Source organism: Pseudonocardia yuanmonensis, assembly GCF_039542425.1.
Classification (GTDB): Bacteria; Actinomycetota; Actinomycetes; order Mycobacteriales; family Pseudonocardiaceae; genus Pseudonocardia; species Pseudonocardia yuanmonensis.
Genome location: NZ_BAABIC010000001.1, coordinates 517,769 through 533,795, shown reverse-complemented (window position 1 = coordinate 533,795; position 16,027 = coordinate 517,769). Strand labels below are relative to the sequence as shown.

The window sequence follows — 16,027 nt, the reverse complement described above, 5'->3', positions numbered from 1 at the left end:
TGATCGAGGGCGTGATCCCGACGCACCCGCTCGACGTCCAGGACGCGCTGATCCACTACGCCCGCAAGGGCGCGATCATCAACTCCACCTACCAGCTCTGACCGGAACGAACGGCGCTCTCGCTCACTAGATGTGAGCGAGGGCGCCGTTCGTGCAGTCCTGATCCGAGGGGGAACGGTCCCGGACGCCCCCGGGACCGTTCCCCCTCGCTCGCGCGGGGAGGCCGGATGGCAATGCTCGACGGGGAGGCCGCGGTGGACGCGGCGCGGGTCCGCGTCCGGGTCCTTCGCGACCGCCGTCCCGACACGTACGCTGCCCGGACGGCGACCCGTCCGGGGCGGCCCGAGCTGCGCGCGCCGTCGAGGTGACGGAGCTGTCGGAGCCGGTGGGGCGCGAGGAGGGACGCGTGGGTGCGCTGAGGATCGGTGCCGTGGCGGCCGCGTTCGGCCGGGACCTGGAAGGCGCCCTCGCCCGGGTCGCGACGCTGATCGACCACGCCCGGCGGTCGCAGGTCGGCCTCCTGGTGCTGCCCGACGCCGCGCTCGGCGGCTACCTCTCGGACTTCGGGGCCGAGGCGGAGTCCGAGCTGCCGCCCGCGCTCGACCCGGAGGGCCCGGAGCTGCGCAAGGTCGCCGACCTGGCCGGCGACATGGTCGTGTGCATCGGGCTGTGCGAGGCCGGGCCCGGCGGGGTCCGGTACAACACCGCCGCCTGCGTCGACGGCAGCGGTGTCCTGGGCCTGCACCGCAAGGTCCACCAGCCGGTCGGCGAGGAGCGGGTGTACGCGGCGGGGAACCGCTTCGGCGCCTTCGACACCCCGGTCGGCCGGCTCGGCATGCTCGTCGACTACGACAAGACCTTCCCCGAGTCCGCCCGCGCGCTCGCCCTCGACGGCGCCCAGATCGTCGCCTGCCTCTCGGCGTGGCCGACGAGCATCACGAACCGGGCGCCGCGGATGGCGCAGGACCGGCAGTCCCGGCTCTTCGACCTCTACGACCGCTCCCGGGCGGCCGAGAACCAGATCGTGCTGGTGTCGTCCAACCAGACCGGCTCGATGGGCAGGATGCGGTTCCTCGGGCAGGCCAAGGTCGTCGGGCCGGACGGCGAGGTGCTCGCCCGGACCTGGGCCAAGGCCGGGATCGCGGTGGCCGAGATCGACGTCGAGGCCTCGCTCGGTGCCGCCCGGCGGCGGCTCTCCCACCTCACCGAGCGGCGCCCCGAGGCCTATCGCTGATCCGCGGGGGTCAGCAGCAGCAGCCGCAGGGACCGCTCCAGCCAGGCCGCGTAGCGCTCCCGGCTCCACCCCCGTCGGTGGCGCAGCAGGTCGTGGACCTGCGGGCTGCAGAGGGTGAGCAACACGTCGGTGGCCTCGTCGACGGGGACCGCGAGCATGCCGTGCCGCTCCAGCGCCTCGGCGACGGTCCGCATGTTCGCGGTCATGTTCCGGGCCCCGAGCTCGTCGAGCTCCCGCATCTCGGCGTCCGCCCCCGACGACTCCTGGCACGCCGTGAGCAGTCGACCCGCCCGGTCGAGGAGCTCCGCGCCCTGCCGGGCCAGCTCCGGGAGCAGCCGGTCGGGGTCCTCGAGCGCCGCCGCGAACTCCGGGCGGTCGGCCACGGCGACGGGCTCCTCGTCGCCGGCGGTGGCGACGTCGAGCGCCTCGTGGAAGATCTCCGCCTTCCCGCCCGGGAACGCGGCGTGCACCGTGCGCAGCGCGACCCCGGCCGCCGCCGCGATCTCCTTCACCGTGGTGCGCACGTAACCCTGCTCGACGAACAGGGAGGTCGCCGCGTCGCGGATCGCCCGGCGGGTGCGTCGTGCGGCCTCCTCACGCAACGGGGACCGGTACGACCTCTTGACCTGCTCGGACATGAGGTGCACTCTACACGCATTCGATGCACTACCAGTTCAACGAAAGGTGTGTGTGCCATGCCGGAGCTGACCGGGGTGCGGTGCGTGAAGCTGCCCGTCACGGACCTGCCGAAGAGCGTCGACTGGTACCGGCGGGTCTACGGCTTCGAGCCCGCGTTCGAGTTCCCCGACGAGCACGGCGTGGTCCGCGGCGTGGCCGGTGACCTCCCGGGATGCGGCTACACGGGGCTGGCGCTGCGGGAGAACCCGGAGGCCAGGGGGATCGCGGGGCTGGAGGTGTTCTTCGGAGTGCGGGATCGCGCGGCCCTCGAGGGGTGGGTCGCGCACCTCGACGAGCAGGGCGCCGAACACTCGCCGATCACCGAGGCCACGCTCGGTTGGTTCGTCGTGGTGCACGACCCGGACGGGCACGAGCACCACCTCTACACCGACGAGCGGCACGGCATCGACCAGTCCGGCCGGGCGGGCTACGGGCGGGCGGTCGCGGAGCAGGCCTGACCCGTCCGCCCCGAGCGCGGCCCGGCGAGGGGGCGGTCGGGCCGCGACCGGGCGGTCAGGAGCGGGCAGGCTCAGGACGGCAGGGTGTAGCCCGCGAACTTGTCCCGCAGCGTCTTCTTGGAGAACTTGCCGACGCTGGTCTTGGGCACCTCGTCGATGAACTCCACCGCGTCGGGCAGCCACCACTTCGCCACCCGCGGGGTCAGGAACTCGATCAGCTCCTCGGCGGTGAGCGACTGGCCCGGCTTCACCACCACACACGCCAGCGGCCGCTCGGTCCACTTCTCGTGCGGGATCGCGATCACCGCCGCCTCGGCGACCGCCGGGTGCGCCATGATCTCGTTCTCCAGGTCGACCGAGCTGATCCACTCGCCGCCGGACTTGACCAGGTCCTTCGTCCGGTCCACCAGCCGCACGAAGCCCCACTTGTCCACGGAGGCGACGTCGCCGGTGCGCAGCCACCCGTCCTGCGTGAACTGGGTGCCGCCGCCCTCGCCGCGGTAGTACTCCTTCGCGATCCACGGGCCGGCGGCCTGCAGCTCGCCGGTGGCCCGGTCGTCCCACGGAAGCTCCTCGCCGCTCTCCGGGTCGGCGATCCGCAGGTCGACGAACGGGACCGGCTGGCCCTGCCGGGCGCGGGCGTCGGCGCGCTCGTCCTCGCTCCACGCCTCCTGGTGCGAGCGCCGCGAGGAGACGCTGGCGATCGGCGAGGTCTCCGTCATGCCCCAGGCGTGCAGCATCGGGATGCCGATCGCCTCGCGGTACGCCTCCGACAGCGACCGCGGGACGGCGGAGCCGCCGCAGATGATCGCCCGCAGCGAGGACAGGTCGTGGTCGGCGAGCAGCGGTCGCACGCCCATCCAGATCGTCGGCACCCCGCCGGTGACGGTGACCCGGTGCCGCTCCAGCTGCCCGACGATCGCCTCCGGCGTCATGTTCGGGCCGGGGAAGACGAGCTCGGCGCCGGCGAGCAGGGCGCCGTACGGGATGCCCCAGGCGTTGGCGTGGAACATCGGCACGATCGGGAGGACGACGTCCCGCTCGGACAGCGCGAACGCGTCCGAGGTCAGCGTGATCAGCGAGTGCAGCACCGCCGAGCGGTGGCTGTAGACCACGCCCTTGGGGTTGCCGGTGGTGCCGGAGGTGTAGCACATGGCCGCGGCGCTGTTCTCCTCCTCGACCGTGAACCGCCCAGCGAACGGCTCGGCCGCGGCGAGCAGCTCCTCGTAGTCCCGCACCCGCGGGTCCGAGGGGATCTCGTGGTCCGCGCCGTCGTCGATCACCACGATGTGCCGCACGGTCTCGAACTTGTCCACGAGCGGCCACAGCAGCGGCAGCAGCGAGCGGTCGACGAAGACGACCTCGTCCTCGGCGTGGTTGACGATGTAGACCAGCTGCTCGGGGAACAGCCGGATGTTCAGCGTGTGCAGCACGCGGCCGGTGCACGGCGCGGCGAGGTAAAGCTCCAGGTGCCGGTCGGTGTTCCAGCAGAAGGTGCCGACCCGCGCGTCCGCGGACAGGCCGAGCGAGTCGAGGACCGTCGCGAGCCGGCGCACGCGCACGGCCCAGTCCGCGACCGTGGTGACCCGCTCGCCGGAGGTCTCTGCGGTGATCAGCCTCCTGTGTCCGAACAGCTGCTCCGCACGGTGGAACACGTGGGGCAGCGCCAGCGGGCGGTCCTGCATCAGTCCGAGCATCGTCGCTCCCGAGGAGTGTCGCGTGGATCACGATCACCGTACCGGGGGACCCCGACACCGGGACAGATCCGACGCTCGGGACGGGACCCCGCAGCGTCACCGCCGGTACGCTCCCCGTCCATGACGGGTGCGGCTGCGCCGGGCGGCCCTGGGGCGCCTCCGGGGACCGGTGCCGTCTGTCTCGACGTCGGCTCGACCTGGACCAAGGCCGTCCTCGTGCACCCCGACGGCGGGCTCGCCGGGTTCGCCGAGCACCGCACCACCACGGACGACGTGCTCGAGGGCGTCGACGCCGCCGTCCGCGGGGTCACCGCCGCGGCGGCGCGGGAGCCCGAGCCGGACGTGCTGGCCTGCTCGTCGGCCGGGGGCGGGCTGCGGCTCGCGGTCGTCGGCACCGAGAAGCTGATCTCCACCGAGGCCGGGCACCGGGTCGCGCGGTCGGCGGGCTCGCACGTCGTGCACGTCCACGCCGGCCCGCTCGAGCCGGCCGACGTCCGGGTGCTGCGCGGACACCGGCCCGGCGCCGTCCTGCTGGTCGGCGGGGCGGACGGCGACGACCCCTCGGTCCTGCTGCACAACGCGGGCAAGCTCGCCCGGGCCCGCGTCCGCTTCCCGATCGTGCTCGCCGGCAACGCGGAGGCGCGGGACGACGCCCTCGCCCTGCTCCGTGCGACCGGCCGCACCGTCGTCGCCTGCGCGAACGTCGCCCCGGCGCCCGGCGAGCTGGTCCCCGGGCCGGCCCGGGCGGCGCTCGCCGAGGTCTTCGCCCAGCACGTGCTCGGCGGCCGCGCGCCGGCCGCCGCCCCGCGCTTCCGCCGGATGGTCCGGTTCATGACGCCCGACGCCGTGCACCGCGGCACCGCCGAGCTGGCGCGGATCTGCGGGACCCGGGTCCTGGTCGTCGACGTCGGCTGCGCGACCACGGACGTCCACTCCGCGGGGCCGGGCCGGCGGACCCGCCGCACCGTGGAGGGCGACCTCGGGGTGCGGGCCGCGGCGGAGGGCGTGCTGCTGGAGGCGCAGACCGAGGAGATCGTCGACCCCGTCGAGGCCGATCTGCTGACCGCGACGGTCCGGGGCATGACGGCGGAGGTCGGCTCGGTCCCGCGGGACCCGGGCAGTGCGGCCGAGGACCGGCGGATCGCGGCGCTCGCGGCCGTCGTCGCCGCCCGCCGGCACCTGCGTGACGACCTCGACCGGAAGGACGTCGACCGGGAGGGCGAGGAGGTCGATCCCGGCCCGGTCGGGCTCGTCGTGCTCTCCGGCGGGGTCTTCCGGCAGCGGGACGCGGCCGGGCTCGGCGCCGTGGTCGGCACCCTGCAGCAGGACCCGGTGCTCGCCCCGGTCCTCGCGTCGGCGTCCGTGCTGGTCGACGCGGACTTCGCGCTCGCCCCGGCCGGTCTGCTCGCCGCGCACGACCGGTGCGCCGCGGCCGAGACGCTGCTGCGCGACCACCTGCTGGGGTCACGTTGAGCCCGGGCGGGGTGCGTGCCATCCTGGACGGCGCACGCACCGCGGGACCGAGAGGCGCTGCAGCGGACGGATCCGTCCGCCACGCTCGGTCCGCGGCCTGACGACGAGAAGGGCGCCTCCACCATCCCAGGGAGGAGGCCCGTGTCCGTGTCGAGCGTGGCGCCGATCCACCACCGATCCACCACCGCCGGTACCGCGGGTCCCTCCCGTCTGCCCTGACCGCAGCACGAGGAGACACGTCACGATGACCGCCAGCATCACCGACCCGCACGGCCGGCTGCAGGAGCGCAACGGCCTCGACTTCGCCGTCGCCGACCTGGGCCTGCACGAGTTCGGCCGCAAGGAGATCCGGCTCGCCGAGAACGAGATGCCGGGCCTGATGGCGCTGCGCCGCGAGTACGCCGAGGCCAGGCCGCTGCACGGCGCCCGGGTCGCCGGCTCGCTGCACATGACGGTGCAGACCGCAGTCCTGATCGAGACCCTGGTCAGCCTGGGCGCCGAGGTCCGCTGGGTCTCCTGCAACATCTTCTCCACGCAGGACCACGCCGCCGCCGCGATCGTCGTCGGCCCGCACGGCACCCCCGAGGAGCCCCGGGGTGTGCCGGTCTTCGCCTGGAAGGGCGAGACGCTCGAAGAGTACTGGTGGGCCACCGAGCAGCTGTTCAACTTCCGGGACGCCGAGGGCAACCTGGTGGGCCCGAACATGATCCTCGACGACGGCGGGGACGCCACCCTGCTCGTCCACAAGGGCGTCGAGTTCGAGAAGACCGGCGTGGTGCCCACGGTCGAGGACGACGACCTGACCGTCTCCGAGGAGTACCGCGTCATCCTCGACGTGCTCCGCCGCTCGCTCAAGGCCACCCCGCAGAAGTGGACCACCGTCGCGTCGGACATCCGCGGCGTCACCGAGGAGACCACCACCGGCGTCCACCGGCTCTACCAGCTGGCCGAGCAGGACCTGCTGCTGTTCCCGGCGATCAACGTCAACGACTCGGTCACCAAGAGCAAGTTCGACAACAAGTACGGCATCCGGCACTCGCTGATCGACGGCCTCAACCGCGGCACGGACGTGCTGATCGGCGGCAAGGTCGCCGTGGTCTGCGGCTTCGGCGACGTGGGCAAGGGCGCGGCCGAGGCGCTGTCCGGCCAGGGCGCGCGGGTGATCGTCACCGAGGCGGACCCGATCTGCGCGCTGCAGGCGCTGCTCGAGGGCTACCAGGTCGCGCGCCTGGAGGACGTCATCGAGCGGGCCGACATCGTCATCACCACGACGGGCAACAAGGACATCGTCACCGTCGAGGCGATGAAGAAGATGAAGCACCAGGCGATCCTCGGCAACGTCGGGCACTTCGACAACGAGATCGACATGGCCGGCCTGGCCCGGGTCGAGGGCATCATCCGCATCACCATCAAGCCGCAGGTCGACGAGTGGGTCTTCCCGGACGGCCACTCGATCATCGTGCTCTCCGAGGGCCGGCTGATGAACCTCGGCAACGCGACCGGGCACCCGTCCTTCGTGATGAGCAACAGCTTCTCGAACCAGGTGATCGCGCAGGTCGAGCTGTTCACCAGGCACGAGGAGTACAACAAGGACGTCTACCGGCTGCCGAAGATCCTCGACGAGAAGGTCGCGAAGATCCACGTGCAGGCGCTGGGCGGCGAGCTGACGAAGCTCACCAAGGACCAGGCCGAGTACATCGGCGTGGACGTCGAGGGCCCGTTCAAGCCGGAGCACTACCGCTACTAGCGGCTTCGCCGCCCGTGCGCGGCGAGTGGTGCCGGAGCACTACTTTCCGCGCACGGCGGCGGTTAGGGTTGGCCGGTGACCGCCGCTCCGCTTCCCGAGCCGAGTCCCGGGGGTGCCAGCGGCGACGGCTGGCAGTACTGCGCCCAGGGCCACAAGCACTGGGGGCTCTACGGCGCCGCGGGCCTGCTGGTCCGCTCCGGCGACCTCGTCCTGCTGCAGCACCGCGCGCTGTGGAGCCACCACGGCGGCACCTGGGGAATCCCCGGCGGGGCGCGTCACCTGGGCGAGTCCGCGGAGGCGGCGGCGCGGCGCGAGGCGGCCGAGGAGTCGGCGCTCGACACCGGGACGCTCGTCGAGACCGCGCGGTTCGTCGACGACCACGGCGGCTGGAGCTACACCACCGTCGTCGTGCAGGCCGGGGAGGCGCGGCCGGTCGAGATCCGCGGCGGCGAGAGCGTCGAGTTCCGCTGGTTCGCCGCGCCCCTGCTCGGCACGTCCGAGGGGCCCGAGCTGCACCCGGGCTTCGCCGCCACCTGGCCCCGCATCTCCGCCCTGTGAGCGCCGACTGCCCCGCGAACGGCAGTCAGCACTCACGACCCCCGCTGACCTGCGGTGACTGCAGGAGTGTCCTCGCGAGGGTGTCGGCGTCCGTCGCACCCTCGAGCACCGTCCACGGGCTGAGCCAGCCGGCCTTCGCGAGCTCCCGGTAGACGGCGTCGGTCCGCTCCTGCAGTCCCTCGTCCGATTCGTAGGCGTCCCGCGCCCGGCCCGGATCCCCCGCCGCCCGCCGCTCGGCGCGCTCGGCGGCCACCTCCCGTGGGGTGGCGAGCAGCAGCTGGTGGTCCGGCACCGGGATGCCGAACCGCTCGATCTCCAGCTCCCTCACCCAGCCGACCACCTCGCCGTCGGCCCCCTGCCCGAGCCTGGCGGCGTTGTAGGCGGCGTTGCTCGCGACGTACCGGTCGACGAGGACGACGTCGTGCGCGGCCAGGAGTTCCCGCAGCTCGAGTGCGGCGTCGCGCCGGTCGAGGGCGAACAGCACCGCCATCCCGTGCACCGAGTCGCCGAGATCGCCCAGCCGCCCGTACAGGGCGTCCCGGGCCAGCTCGGCGTGGACGTCCACCTCGTAGCGGGGGAAGGCGAGGGTGGCGACGCGGGCCCCGCGCTCCTGCAGCGCGGCCACCAGGGAGGCGGTCAACGTGGCCTTGCCGGACCCGTCCAGCCCCTCGATCACGATCAGCCGCCCCACCCGCGGGACGGTAGCGAAGCCCCCACGGCCCGTCCGAGGTCACCCGATAGCGTGACCGCCTCGCTGATCTTGAGGGGTGCGCCGGCGGGCGCGGGCAGGGGACCGGTGTGCTGAACGAGGGCGTGCACGAGCGGCTGCGCACGACGGGGCTCGAGGCCGATCTGGCGCGCGTCGCCGAGCTCGTGCCGTACTGGGCCGACGTGGAGGAGGCGGACCAGCCGCAGGTGCTCGCGCGGCACGTCGCCGCCGCCGTCGAGCGGGCCCTGCTCGCCAGCCCGACGGAGGCGGGCCGGGTGGCCCTGGTCAACGACCTCCTCGACCGGGTCTCCCAGCACGACCAGCGGCTGGCGGACGAGGTCGAGCAGCTCGTGGTCCTGACCCGGCAGGTCGCGCCCGGCGTCCACCAGCTGGTCCGGCCCGTGACGCCGCTGTCCTCGGCCGCCCTGCTCACCAACGCCCACGGAGAGCCGTCGCTGATGGCGGCCCTGAACTCGGAGCTGGTCTCGGCCGACCGCGTCGACCTGCTCTGTGCGTTCATCCGCTGGCACGGGCTGCGGGTGCTCGGCGACGAACTGGCCCGGCTGCGGGAGCGCGGCATCCCGTTCCGAGTGATCACCACGACCTACATGGGCGCGACCGAGCAGCGGGCGATCGACGAACTGGTCCGCCGGTACGGCGCCGAGGTGAAGATCAGCTACGCCAGCGCGTCGACGAGGCTGCACGCGAAGGCCTGGCTGTTCCGGCGGAGGTCGACATTCGACACGGCCTTCGTCGGCAGCAGCAACCTGTCCCGCTCGGCGCTGGTCGACGGCCTCGAGTGGAACGTCCGGCTCTCCTCGGTCGGCACGGGGCACCTGATCCGCAAGTTCGAGACCACCTTCGACAGCTACTGGGCGAACCCCGAGTTCGTGCCCTACGACCCGGAGAACCCCGCCGACGTCGAGCGACTGGCGCGGGCGCTGGGCCGTAACCGGTTCGAGGTCGCCCCGCTCACCGGGCTCGAGGTCACGGCCCGCCCGCACCAGGCGCAGATCCTGGAGGCCCTGGCGGCCGAGCGGGACCTGCACGACCGGCACCGCAACCTCGTCGTCGCCGCGACCGGGACGGGGAAGACGGTCGTCGCGGCGCTGGACTACGCGCGGCTCCGCCGCGAACTGCCACGCGACCGGCTGCTGTTCGTGGCGCACCGCAAGGAGATCCTCGAGCAGTCCCGCCGGACCTACCGGGCGGTGCTGGCGGACGGGGCGTTCGGCGAGGTGTACGTCGACGGTGAGCGCCCCGAGCGGTGGACCCACGTGTTCGCGAGCGTGCAGTCCCTGCACGCGTACGGGATCGACCGGCTCCCGCCCGACCACTTCGACGTGGTGGTGGTCGACGAGTTCCACCACGCCGAGGCGACCACCTACCGCCGGCTGCTGGCCCACCTGCACCCCCGCGAGCTGCTCGGCCTCACGGCGACGCCCGAGCGCACCGACGACACGGACGTCCGCCGGTTCTTCGACGGGCGCAGCGCCTTCGAGCTGCGGCTCTGGGACGCGCTCGACGCCGACCTGCTCGTGCCCTTCCACTACTTCGGCGTGGCCGACGAGGTGGACCTGCGCGGCGTCGAGTGGAAGCGCGGCTCCTACGACACCGCCGCGCTCGACACCCTCTACACCGGCAACGACCTGCGGGCCGCCATGGTCGTCCGGCAGGTGCGGGACAAGGTCACCGACGTCCGCCGGATGCGTGCCCTGGGCTTCTGCGTGTCGGTGGCCCACGCCGAGTACATGGCGGAGGTGTTCACCCGCGCCGGGATCCCGAGCCTCGGGGTCTCCGGTGCGACGCCGCGGCCCGAGCGGGAGGACGCGCTGCGGCGGCTGCGGGAGCACGAGGTGAACTGCCTGTTCGCCGTCGACCTGTTCAACGAGGGCCTCGACATCCCGGAGATCGACACCGTCCTGCTGCTGCGCCCCACGCAGAGCGCCACCGTGTTCCTGCAGCAGCTCGGCCGTGGGCTGCGCCGGGCGCCGGGAAAGGCGGTGCTGACGGTACTGGACTTCATCGGGCAGCACCGACGCGAGTTCCGGTTCGACCTGCGGTACCGGGCGCTGACCGGCAGCTCCCGGCGCCGGCTGATCGAGGACGTCGAGCAGGGCTTCCCGTACCTGCCCGCCGGCTCCGCGCTGGTCCTCGACCCGGTCGCGCGGCGCACCGTGCTCGAGAACGTGAAGGTGCAGCTGCGGCTGCGCAAGGCCGACCTGGTGGCGGACGTCCGTTCGTACGGGGACGTCGGGCTGGCGGACTATCTGCGCGAGGCGGACCGGGACCTGGCCGACGTCTACCGCTCCGGCGGCTCGTGGACCGCGCTGCGCCGCGAAGCCGGGCTGCCCGCTCCCGCCACCGGGCCGGACGAGGCCGCCCTGCTGAAGCGGCTGGCGTTGTTCACCCACGTCGACGACCCGGAGCGGGCCGAGGTGTACGCGCAGCTCGCCGACCCCGCCGGCCCGCGCTATGCCGACCTGACCGGGCGCGAGCGCCGGCTCTCCCGGATGCTGTTCTTCCTGATCTGGCCGGACCGGGGCGGCTTCGCGCACTACGAGGAGGGCCTCGCCCACCTCCGGCGCCATCCCGCGGTCTGCGCCGAGCTGCGCGAGCTCACCGCGCTGACCCTGGACCGGGCGCGGCACGTGCCGCGGTCGCTGGGCGAGGGGCTGCAGCACGTGCCACTGCAGAGTCACGCGCACTACCGGCGCGAGGAGGTGCTCGCGGCGCTGGACTGGGCCTCGCTCGAGCGCAAGGCGTACGGGCATGCGGCCGGGGTGGTCTGGGCGCCGGAGACGCGGACGGACGCGTTCTTCGTCAACCTGCGCAAGACCGAGCGGGACTTCTCCCCGACCACCATGTACCGCGACTACGCCCAGCGGCCCGACCTGTTCCACTGGGAGTCGCAGAACGCGACGGCCGTCGCCTCGGAGACCGGGCAGCGGTACCTGCACCATCGCGAGCGCGGCACGCACGTCGCCCTCTTCGTGCGCGAGACGAAGAACGACGACATCGGCGCCGCCCCCTTCCTCTGCCTCGGCACTTGCGACTACGTCTCGCACGAGGGGGAGAAGCCGATCTCGATCGTCTGGCGGCTGCGCCGGGAGATGCCGGGGGAGACCTTCCTCGCGGCGAGCGTGGTGGCGGGCTGACTGGTCAGGCCTGACCAGGCCCGGGACGGGACTGTCGGTGCCGGGTGGGATGCTTCCTCCCATGAAGTCGCGCGTTCTGGTGGTCGACGACGACCCGGCCCTGGCCGAGATGCTGACCATCGTCCTGCGGGGCGAGGGCTTCGACACCGCCGTGGTGGGGGACGGGACCCGGGCGCTGCCCGCCGTGCGGGACATGCGCCCGGACGTCGTGCTGCTCGACCTCATGCTGCCCGGCATGAACGGGATCGACGTCTGCCGGGCCATCCGTGCCGAGTCCGGTGTGCCGATCGTGATGCTCACGGCGAAGAGCGACACCGTCGACATCGTGCTGGGCCTGGAGTCCGGGGCGGACGACTACGTGGTCAAGCCCTTCAAGCCGAAGGAGCTGGTGGCCCGGATCCGGGCGCGCGTGCGGCGCACCGAGGCGGAGCCGGCCGAGCAGCTCACGATCGGCGACGTCGAGATCGACGTGCCCGCCCACCAGGTCACCCGCAAGGGCGAGCGGATCGCGCTCACCCCGCTGGAGTTCGACCTGCTGGTGGCGCTGGCCCGCAAGCCGCGCCAGGTCTTCACCCGCGAGGTGCTGCTCGAGCAGGTGTGGGGCTACCGGCACGCGGCGGACACCCGGCTGGTCAACGTGCACGTCCAGCGCCTGCGGTCGAAGGTCGAGAAGGACCCCGAGCACCCGGAGGTCGTGCTGACCGTCCGCGGCGTCGGGTACAAGGCGGGCCCGCCGTGACGGCGGCGCGGCCCATCATGGTGTCGTGTCACTGAGGTATCCGTGTCGCTGAGGTATCCGTGTCGCTGAGGTCCCTGGTCGCGCGGCTGCCGCTCGCCCGGCGGGCGAAGCGGGCGGCGGCGTCGGCCGGTGTGCTCGTCTCCGAGATTCGCGCGGTCGCGCTGGCGGCGTGGCGCCGGTCGCTGCAGCTGCGGGTCGTCGTGTCCACGCTCGCCCTGTCCACGGCCGTGTCGCTCGTCCTGGGCCTGGTGCTGCAGACCCAGATCGCCGACCGGCTGCTGCAGGGCAAGTTCGACGCGGCCATCGCCCAGGCCGAGTCCGCGCGGGTGATCTCCGAGCGGGACCTCTCGGGCGTCGACCCGGACCGCGAGGGCGCCCAGGGCACGTTGAACAACGCGCTGGACCAGCTCACCAACCAGTCCACCGCGGACTCGGCGGGCGCGCCGACGGCGGGGGAGTTCCGCGCCGCGCTGACCACGGGAACCGGCAGCGGGCCGGAGATCTCGGCCGGCAACCTCGACCACGTCTCGCCCGAGCAGCGGCAGACCGTGGCCGACGGCGCCCTGTCCACCCAGTACACCACCGTGGACGGCATCCCGACCCTGGTCGTCGGGCAGCCCGTGCGTACCGCCGGGCGCGAGCTGCAGCTCTACCTGATGTTCCCGCTCGACGCCGAGCAGCGGACCCTCGGCCTGGTCCAGAGCACCCTGATCGTCGGCGGGCTGGTGCTGATCCTGCTGCTCGCCGGCATCGCGAGCCTGGTCACCCGGCAGGTCGTCCGGCCCGTCCGGCAGGCCGCCGAGGTGGCCGAGCGGTTCGCCGAGGGGCATCTCGACGAGCGCATGCCGGTGCACGGCGAGGACGAGGTCGCGCGGCTGTTCGAGTCGTACAACGAGATGGCCGGCAGCATCCAGACGCAGATCCGCCAGCTGGAGGAGTTCGGCGCCCTGCAGCGCCGGTTCACCTCGGACGTCAGCCACGAGCTGCGCACGCCGCTCACCACCGTGCGGATGGCGGCGGACATCCTCTACGCCTCCCGGGACGAGCTGCTCCCGGCGCTGCGCCGCAGCTCGGAGCTGCTGGTCACGGAGCTGGACCGGTTCGAGACGCTGCTCGGCGACCTGCTGGAGATCTCCCGGCTCGACGCCGGCGTGGCCGAGCTGGGCACCGAGCGGCTCGACATGCGGCACGTCGTCGCCCGCGCGGTCGAGGCGGTCCGCGGGCTGGCCGAGGAGTCCCACACACCCCTGGTCCTCGACCTGCCGGGAGACGTCTACGCCGAGGTCGACTCGCGCCGGGTCGAGCGGATCGTGCGCAACCTCGTCGCCAACGCGATCGACCACGGCGAGGGCCGGCCGGTGAACGTCACGCTGGCCGGGGACGAGCACGCGGTCGCCGTCGTGGTCCGCGACCACGGCGTCGGGCTGCGCCCGGGCGAGGCCGGGCTGGTGTTCAACCGGTTCTGGCGCGCCGAGGAGTCCCGAGCGCGGCGCAGCGGCGGCAGCGGCCTGGGCCTGTCCATCAGTCTCGAGGACGCCCGGCTGCACGGCGGCTGGCTGCAGGCCTGGGGCGAGCCGGGCCGGGGCTCGGCCTTCCGGCTCACCCTCCCGCGCAACGAGGGTGACCTGCTCGAGTCGAGCCCGCTGCCCCTGCAGCCCGAGGGCGACGACCCGGACACCGCACACCCGCTGCCCGCCTCGGTCCCCACGCCCCCGTGGGGCACGCCGATCCCCTCGGAGCTGCGGGACGGGCAGCCGGACGACGACCGGGACGGCGAGGGCGTCGCGCCCGCCGAACCGGCCGTCCTGGACCCGCGGGGCGACCGGTGACCCGCCGGCTGGTGCTCGTCCTGGTCGCGCTGCTCGTCCTGGCGACCGGGTGCGCGAGCGTGCCGGGCGAGTCCTCGGTGCAGGTGCTGCGCAAGGTCACGGAGGGCGACTCCCCGGACATCCCCGCGGGTCCGGTCGAGGGCACCAACCCCCTCGACCTCGTCCGCGGCTTCGTCTACGCCTCGGGCAGCACGGTGGACCGGCACGGGGCCGCGCGGCGGTTCCTGACGTCGGAGGCCTCGCAGGACTGGGACGACGGCGAGTCCCTGACCGTGCTCGACGAGCAGTTCGACACCGTCTACCCGCCCACGAGCAGCACGGACCCGGACACCGCGACCGTCCGCATCCGCGGGGACCGGGTCGGCTCGCTGGACTCGCTCGGGGCGTTCGAGCCGGCCGAGGCGCCGGTGGAGATCGACGTGACGGTCCGCCGCGCCAACGGGCAGTGGCGGATCGACCGGCTGCCCGCCGGGGTGCTCGTGCGGCTCTCGGACTTCCGCACGAACTTCCGGACGGTGAAGGGGTACTTCGTCGACCCGGCACGCCGGGCGACCGTCGCCGACCTGCGCTACCTGCCCGCGGTGCCGGCCCAGGCGCTGCCGTCGCGGACCGTCGACATGCTGCTGACCGGGCCCTCGCCCGCGCTGCAGGACGCCGCCGAGTCCGTGCTGCCGCCGTCGACCCGGCTGCGCACGAACGTCACGGACGCACCGGACGGCGCGCTGGTCGTCGACCTCACCCAGGTCGGCGACCTCGACGAGGCCCGCCGCCGACTGATCGCCGCGCAGTTCGTGCAGACCCTCGCCGAGATCAACGTCCCGCGGGTGCGGCTGCTCGTCGACGGCACCCCGCTCCTCGCCGACAAGCCCGACCTGACGGCCGACGACGTCGCCGGGGCGGGCGCGTCCGTGCAACCCGGCGCCGACGTCCCCGCCCTCGTCGTGACGGGCGGACGGGTGCGCGCGCTGCCGGGCGGGGAGCCGATCGGCGGCCAGGCCGGCAACGGGTCCTTCGACATCGCGGCCGCCGCGACCACCCCCGACGGCGCCCGGATCGCCGCGGTCGCCCGGGACGGCGGGCGCGCGCGGCTGCTGGTCGGGCCCACGGACGGGATGCTGGAGGCGGTACCGCTGTCCGGGACCTCGCTGTCCCGGCCGACCTGGACCCCGACCGGCGGCGAGGTGTGGACGGTACTGGGGGGCGGCCGGAGCGCCGTCGTCGCCCGGGTGACCGTGGACCAGACCGGGGCGGTGCGGACCGGGCAGGTCAACGTGGCCGAGCTGACCGCACTGGGCTCGCTCACCGACCTGCGGCTGTCCCGGGACGGCATGCGGGTCGCCGCCATCGTCGACGGCGGTCTGGTCACCGGGGCGGTGGTGCGGGCCGCCGACGGCGACGTCGCGGTGCGCAACGTCCGCCGGCTGCGGCCGTCGGACCTGTCCGACGTCGTGGGCGTGGACTGGCGGGCGGACGAGTCGCTCATCGTGGTCACGGCCCGGTCCGACCGCCCGGTGTCGCTCGTGTCGTCCGACGGGCTGACCCTGCAGCTGGTGCCGGGCAGCAACCTGACCCCGCCGCTCAAGGCGGTCACGGCCGCGTCGAGCCGGCCGTTCCTGGTCGCCGACCAGGGCGGGATCTGGAGCTACGACGGCGGCGAGCTCGACAGCTGGCGGCAGGTGCTCGGCGCGGCGCCGGACGGGGTGCCGCTCTACCCGGGCTGACCCGCGACTCGCGCCCGCCCCATGGC

At 73.7% G+C, this 16,027-nt stretch carries 12 protein-coding genes; 9 read left to right on the top strand and 3 right to left on the bottom strand.

Annotated elements, in window-relative coordinates; all coding sequences use genetic code 11:
* Positions 1-406 precede the first annotated feature (406 nt).
* Entirely contained in the window at positions 407-1,234 is an 828-nt protein-coding gene (locus ABD990_RS02405) for a carbon-nitrogen hydrolase family protein (protein ID WP_345377994.1), read from the top strand.
* Here the strand turns inward: ABD990_RS02405 and ABD990_RS02400 are convergent.
* Complete coding sequence (locus tag ABD990_RS02400) at positions 1,225-1,872, bottom strand: TetR/AcrR family transcriptional regulator (protein WP_345377992.1); 648 nt, start codon at positions 1,870-1,872, stop codon at positions 1,225-1,227. The genes ABD990_RS02405 and ABD990_RS02400 overlap by 10 nt on opposite strands.
* Before the next feature lie 57 nt (positions 1,873-1,929).
* Between ABD990_RS02400 and ABD990_RS02395 the strand changes: the two genes are divergently transcribed.
* Positions 1,930-2,370, top strand: a complete 441-nt coding sequence (locus ABD990_RS02395) for a VOC family protein (protein WP_345377990.1) — start codon at positions 1,930-1,932, stop codon at positions 2,368-2,370.
* 71 nt (positions 2,371-2,441) lie between these two features.
* Here the strand turns inward: ABD990_RS02395 and ABD990_RS02390 are convergent, their stop codons facing one another.
* The gene (locus tag ABD990_RS02390) at positions 2,442-4,067 is read right to left on the bottom strand and encodes a long-chain fatty acid--CoA ligase (RefSeq protein WP_345377989.1); all 1,626 of its coding nucleotides are present in this window, start codon (positions 4,065-4,067) and stop codon (positions 2,442-2,444) included.
* A 120-nt stretch (positions 4,068-4,187) separates the two neighbouring features.
* Here ABD990_RS02390 and ABD990_RS02385 point away from each other — a divergent pair, with 120 nt between their 5' ends.
* The 3 genes from ABD990_RS02385 to ABD990_RS02375 all read left to right on the top strand — a co-directional run bounded on the left by ABD990_RS02385 (position 4,188) and on the right by ABD990_RS02375 (position 7,845).
* Entirely contained in the window at positions 4,188-5,540 is a 1,353-nt protein-coding gene (locus ABD990_RS02385; protein WP_345377987.1) for a glutamate mutase L, read from the top strand.
* 244 nt (positions 5,541-5,784) lie between these two features.
* The gene (gene ahcY, locus ABD990_RS02380) at positions 5,785-7,287 is read left to right on the top strand and encodes an adenosylhomocysteinase (RefSeq protein WP_345377986.1); all 1,503 of its coding nucleotides are present in this window, start codon (positions 5,785-5,787) and stop codon (positions 7,285-7,287) included.
* A 75-nt stretch (positions 7,288-7,362) separates the two neighbouring features.
* A complete protein-coding gene (locus ABD990_RS02375) occupies positions 7,363-7,845 on the top strand; it encodes an NUDIX domain-containing protein (RefSeq protein ID WP_345377984.1) in 483 nt (160 codons plus the stop codon).
* 25 nt (positions 7,846-7,870) lie between these two features.
* Here the strand turns inward: ABD990_RS02375 and ABD990_RS02370 are convergent, their stop codons facing one another.
* Positions 7,871-8,536, bottom strand: coding sequence for a dTMP kinase (locus ABD990_RS02370; protein WP_345377983.1), 666 nt, complete (start codon positions 8,534-8,536; stop codon positions 7,871-7,873).
* 107 nt (positions 8,537-8,643) lie between these two features.
* Here ABD990_RS02370 and ABD990_RS02365 point away from each other — a divergent pair, with 107 nt between their 5' ends.
* The 4 genes from ABD990_RS02365 (at position 8,644) to ABD990_RS02350 (ending at position 16,001) form a co-directional block, all read left to right on the top strand.
* Positions 8,644-11,712, top strand: coding sequence for a DEAD/DEAH box helicase (locus tag ABD990_RS02365; protein WP_345377982.1), 3,069 nt, complete (start codon positions 8,644-8,646; stop codon positions 11,710-11,712).
* 61 nt (positions 11,713-11,773) lie between these two features.
* A complete protein-coding gene (mtrA, locus tag ABD990_RS02360) occupies positions 11,774-12,451 on the top strand; it encodes an MtrAB system response regulator MtrA (RefSeq protein ID WP_037053966.1) in 678 nt (225 codons plus the stop codon).
* A gap of 59 nt (positions 12,452-12,510) precedes the next feature.
* A complete protein-coding gene (mtrB, locus tag ABD990_RS02355; protein ID WP_425569346.1) occupies positions 12,511-14,280 on the top strand; it encodes an MtrAB system histidine kinase MtrB in 1,770 nt (589 codons plus the stop codon).
* On the top strand, positions 14,277-16,001 hold the full coding sequence (locus tag ABD990_RS02350; RefSeq protein ID WP_345377980.1) for an LpqB family beta-propeller domain-containing protein: 1,725 nt from the start codon (positions 14,277-14,279) through the stop codon (positions 15,999-16,001). The genes mtrB and ABD990_RS02350 overlap by 4 nt, the downstream gene beginning before the upstream one ends.
* Positions 16,002-16,027 lie beyond the last annotated feature (26 nt).

Bases quoted from the DNA above. Each gene is read 5' to 3' on its own strand.
- ABD990_RS02395 (WP_345377990.1), top strand. From the start codon at position 1,930: ATGCCGGAGCTGACCGGGGTGCGGTGCGTGAAGCTGCCCGTCACGGAC.
- ABD990_RS02390 (WP_345377989.1), bottom strand. From the start codon at position 4,067: ATGCTCGGACTGATGCAGGACCGCCCGCTGGCGCTGCCCCACGTGTTC.
- ahcY (WP_345377986.1), top strand. From the start codon at position 5,785: ATGACCGCCAGCATCACCGACCCGCACGGCCGGCTGCAGGAGCGCAAC.
- mtrA (WP_037053966.1), top strand. From the start codon at position 11,774: ATGAAGTCGCGCGTTCTGGTGGTCGACGACGACCCGGCCCTGGCCGAG.
- ABD990_RS02385 (WP_345377987.1), top strand. From the start codon at position 4,188: ATGACGGGTGCGGCTGCGCCGGGCGGCCCTGGGGCGCCTCCGGGGACC.
- ABD990_RS02400 (WP_345377992.1), bottom strand. From the start codon at position 1,872: ATGTCCGAGCAGGTCAAGAGGTCGTACCGGTCCCCGTTGCGTGAGGAG.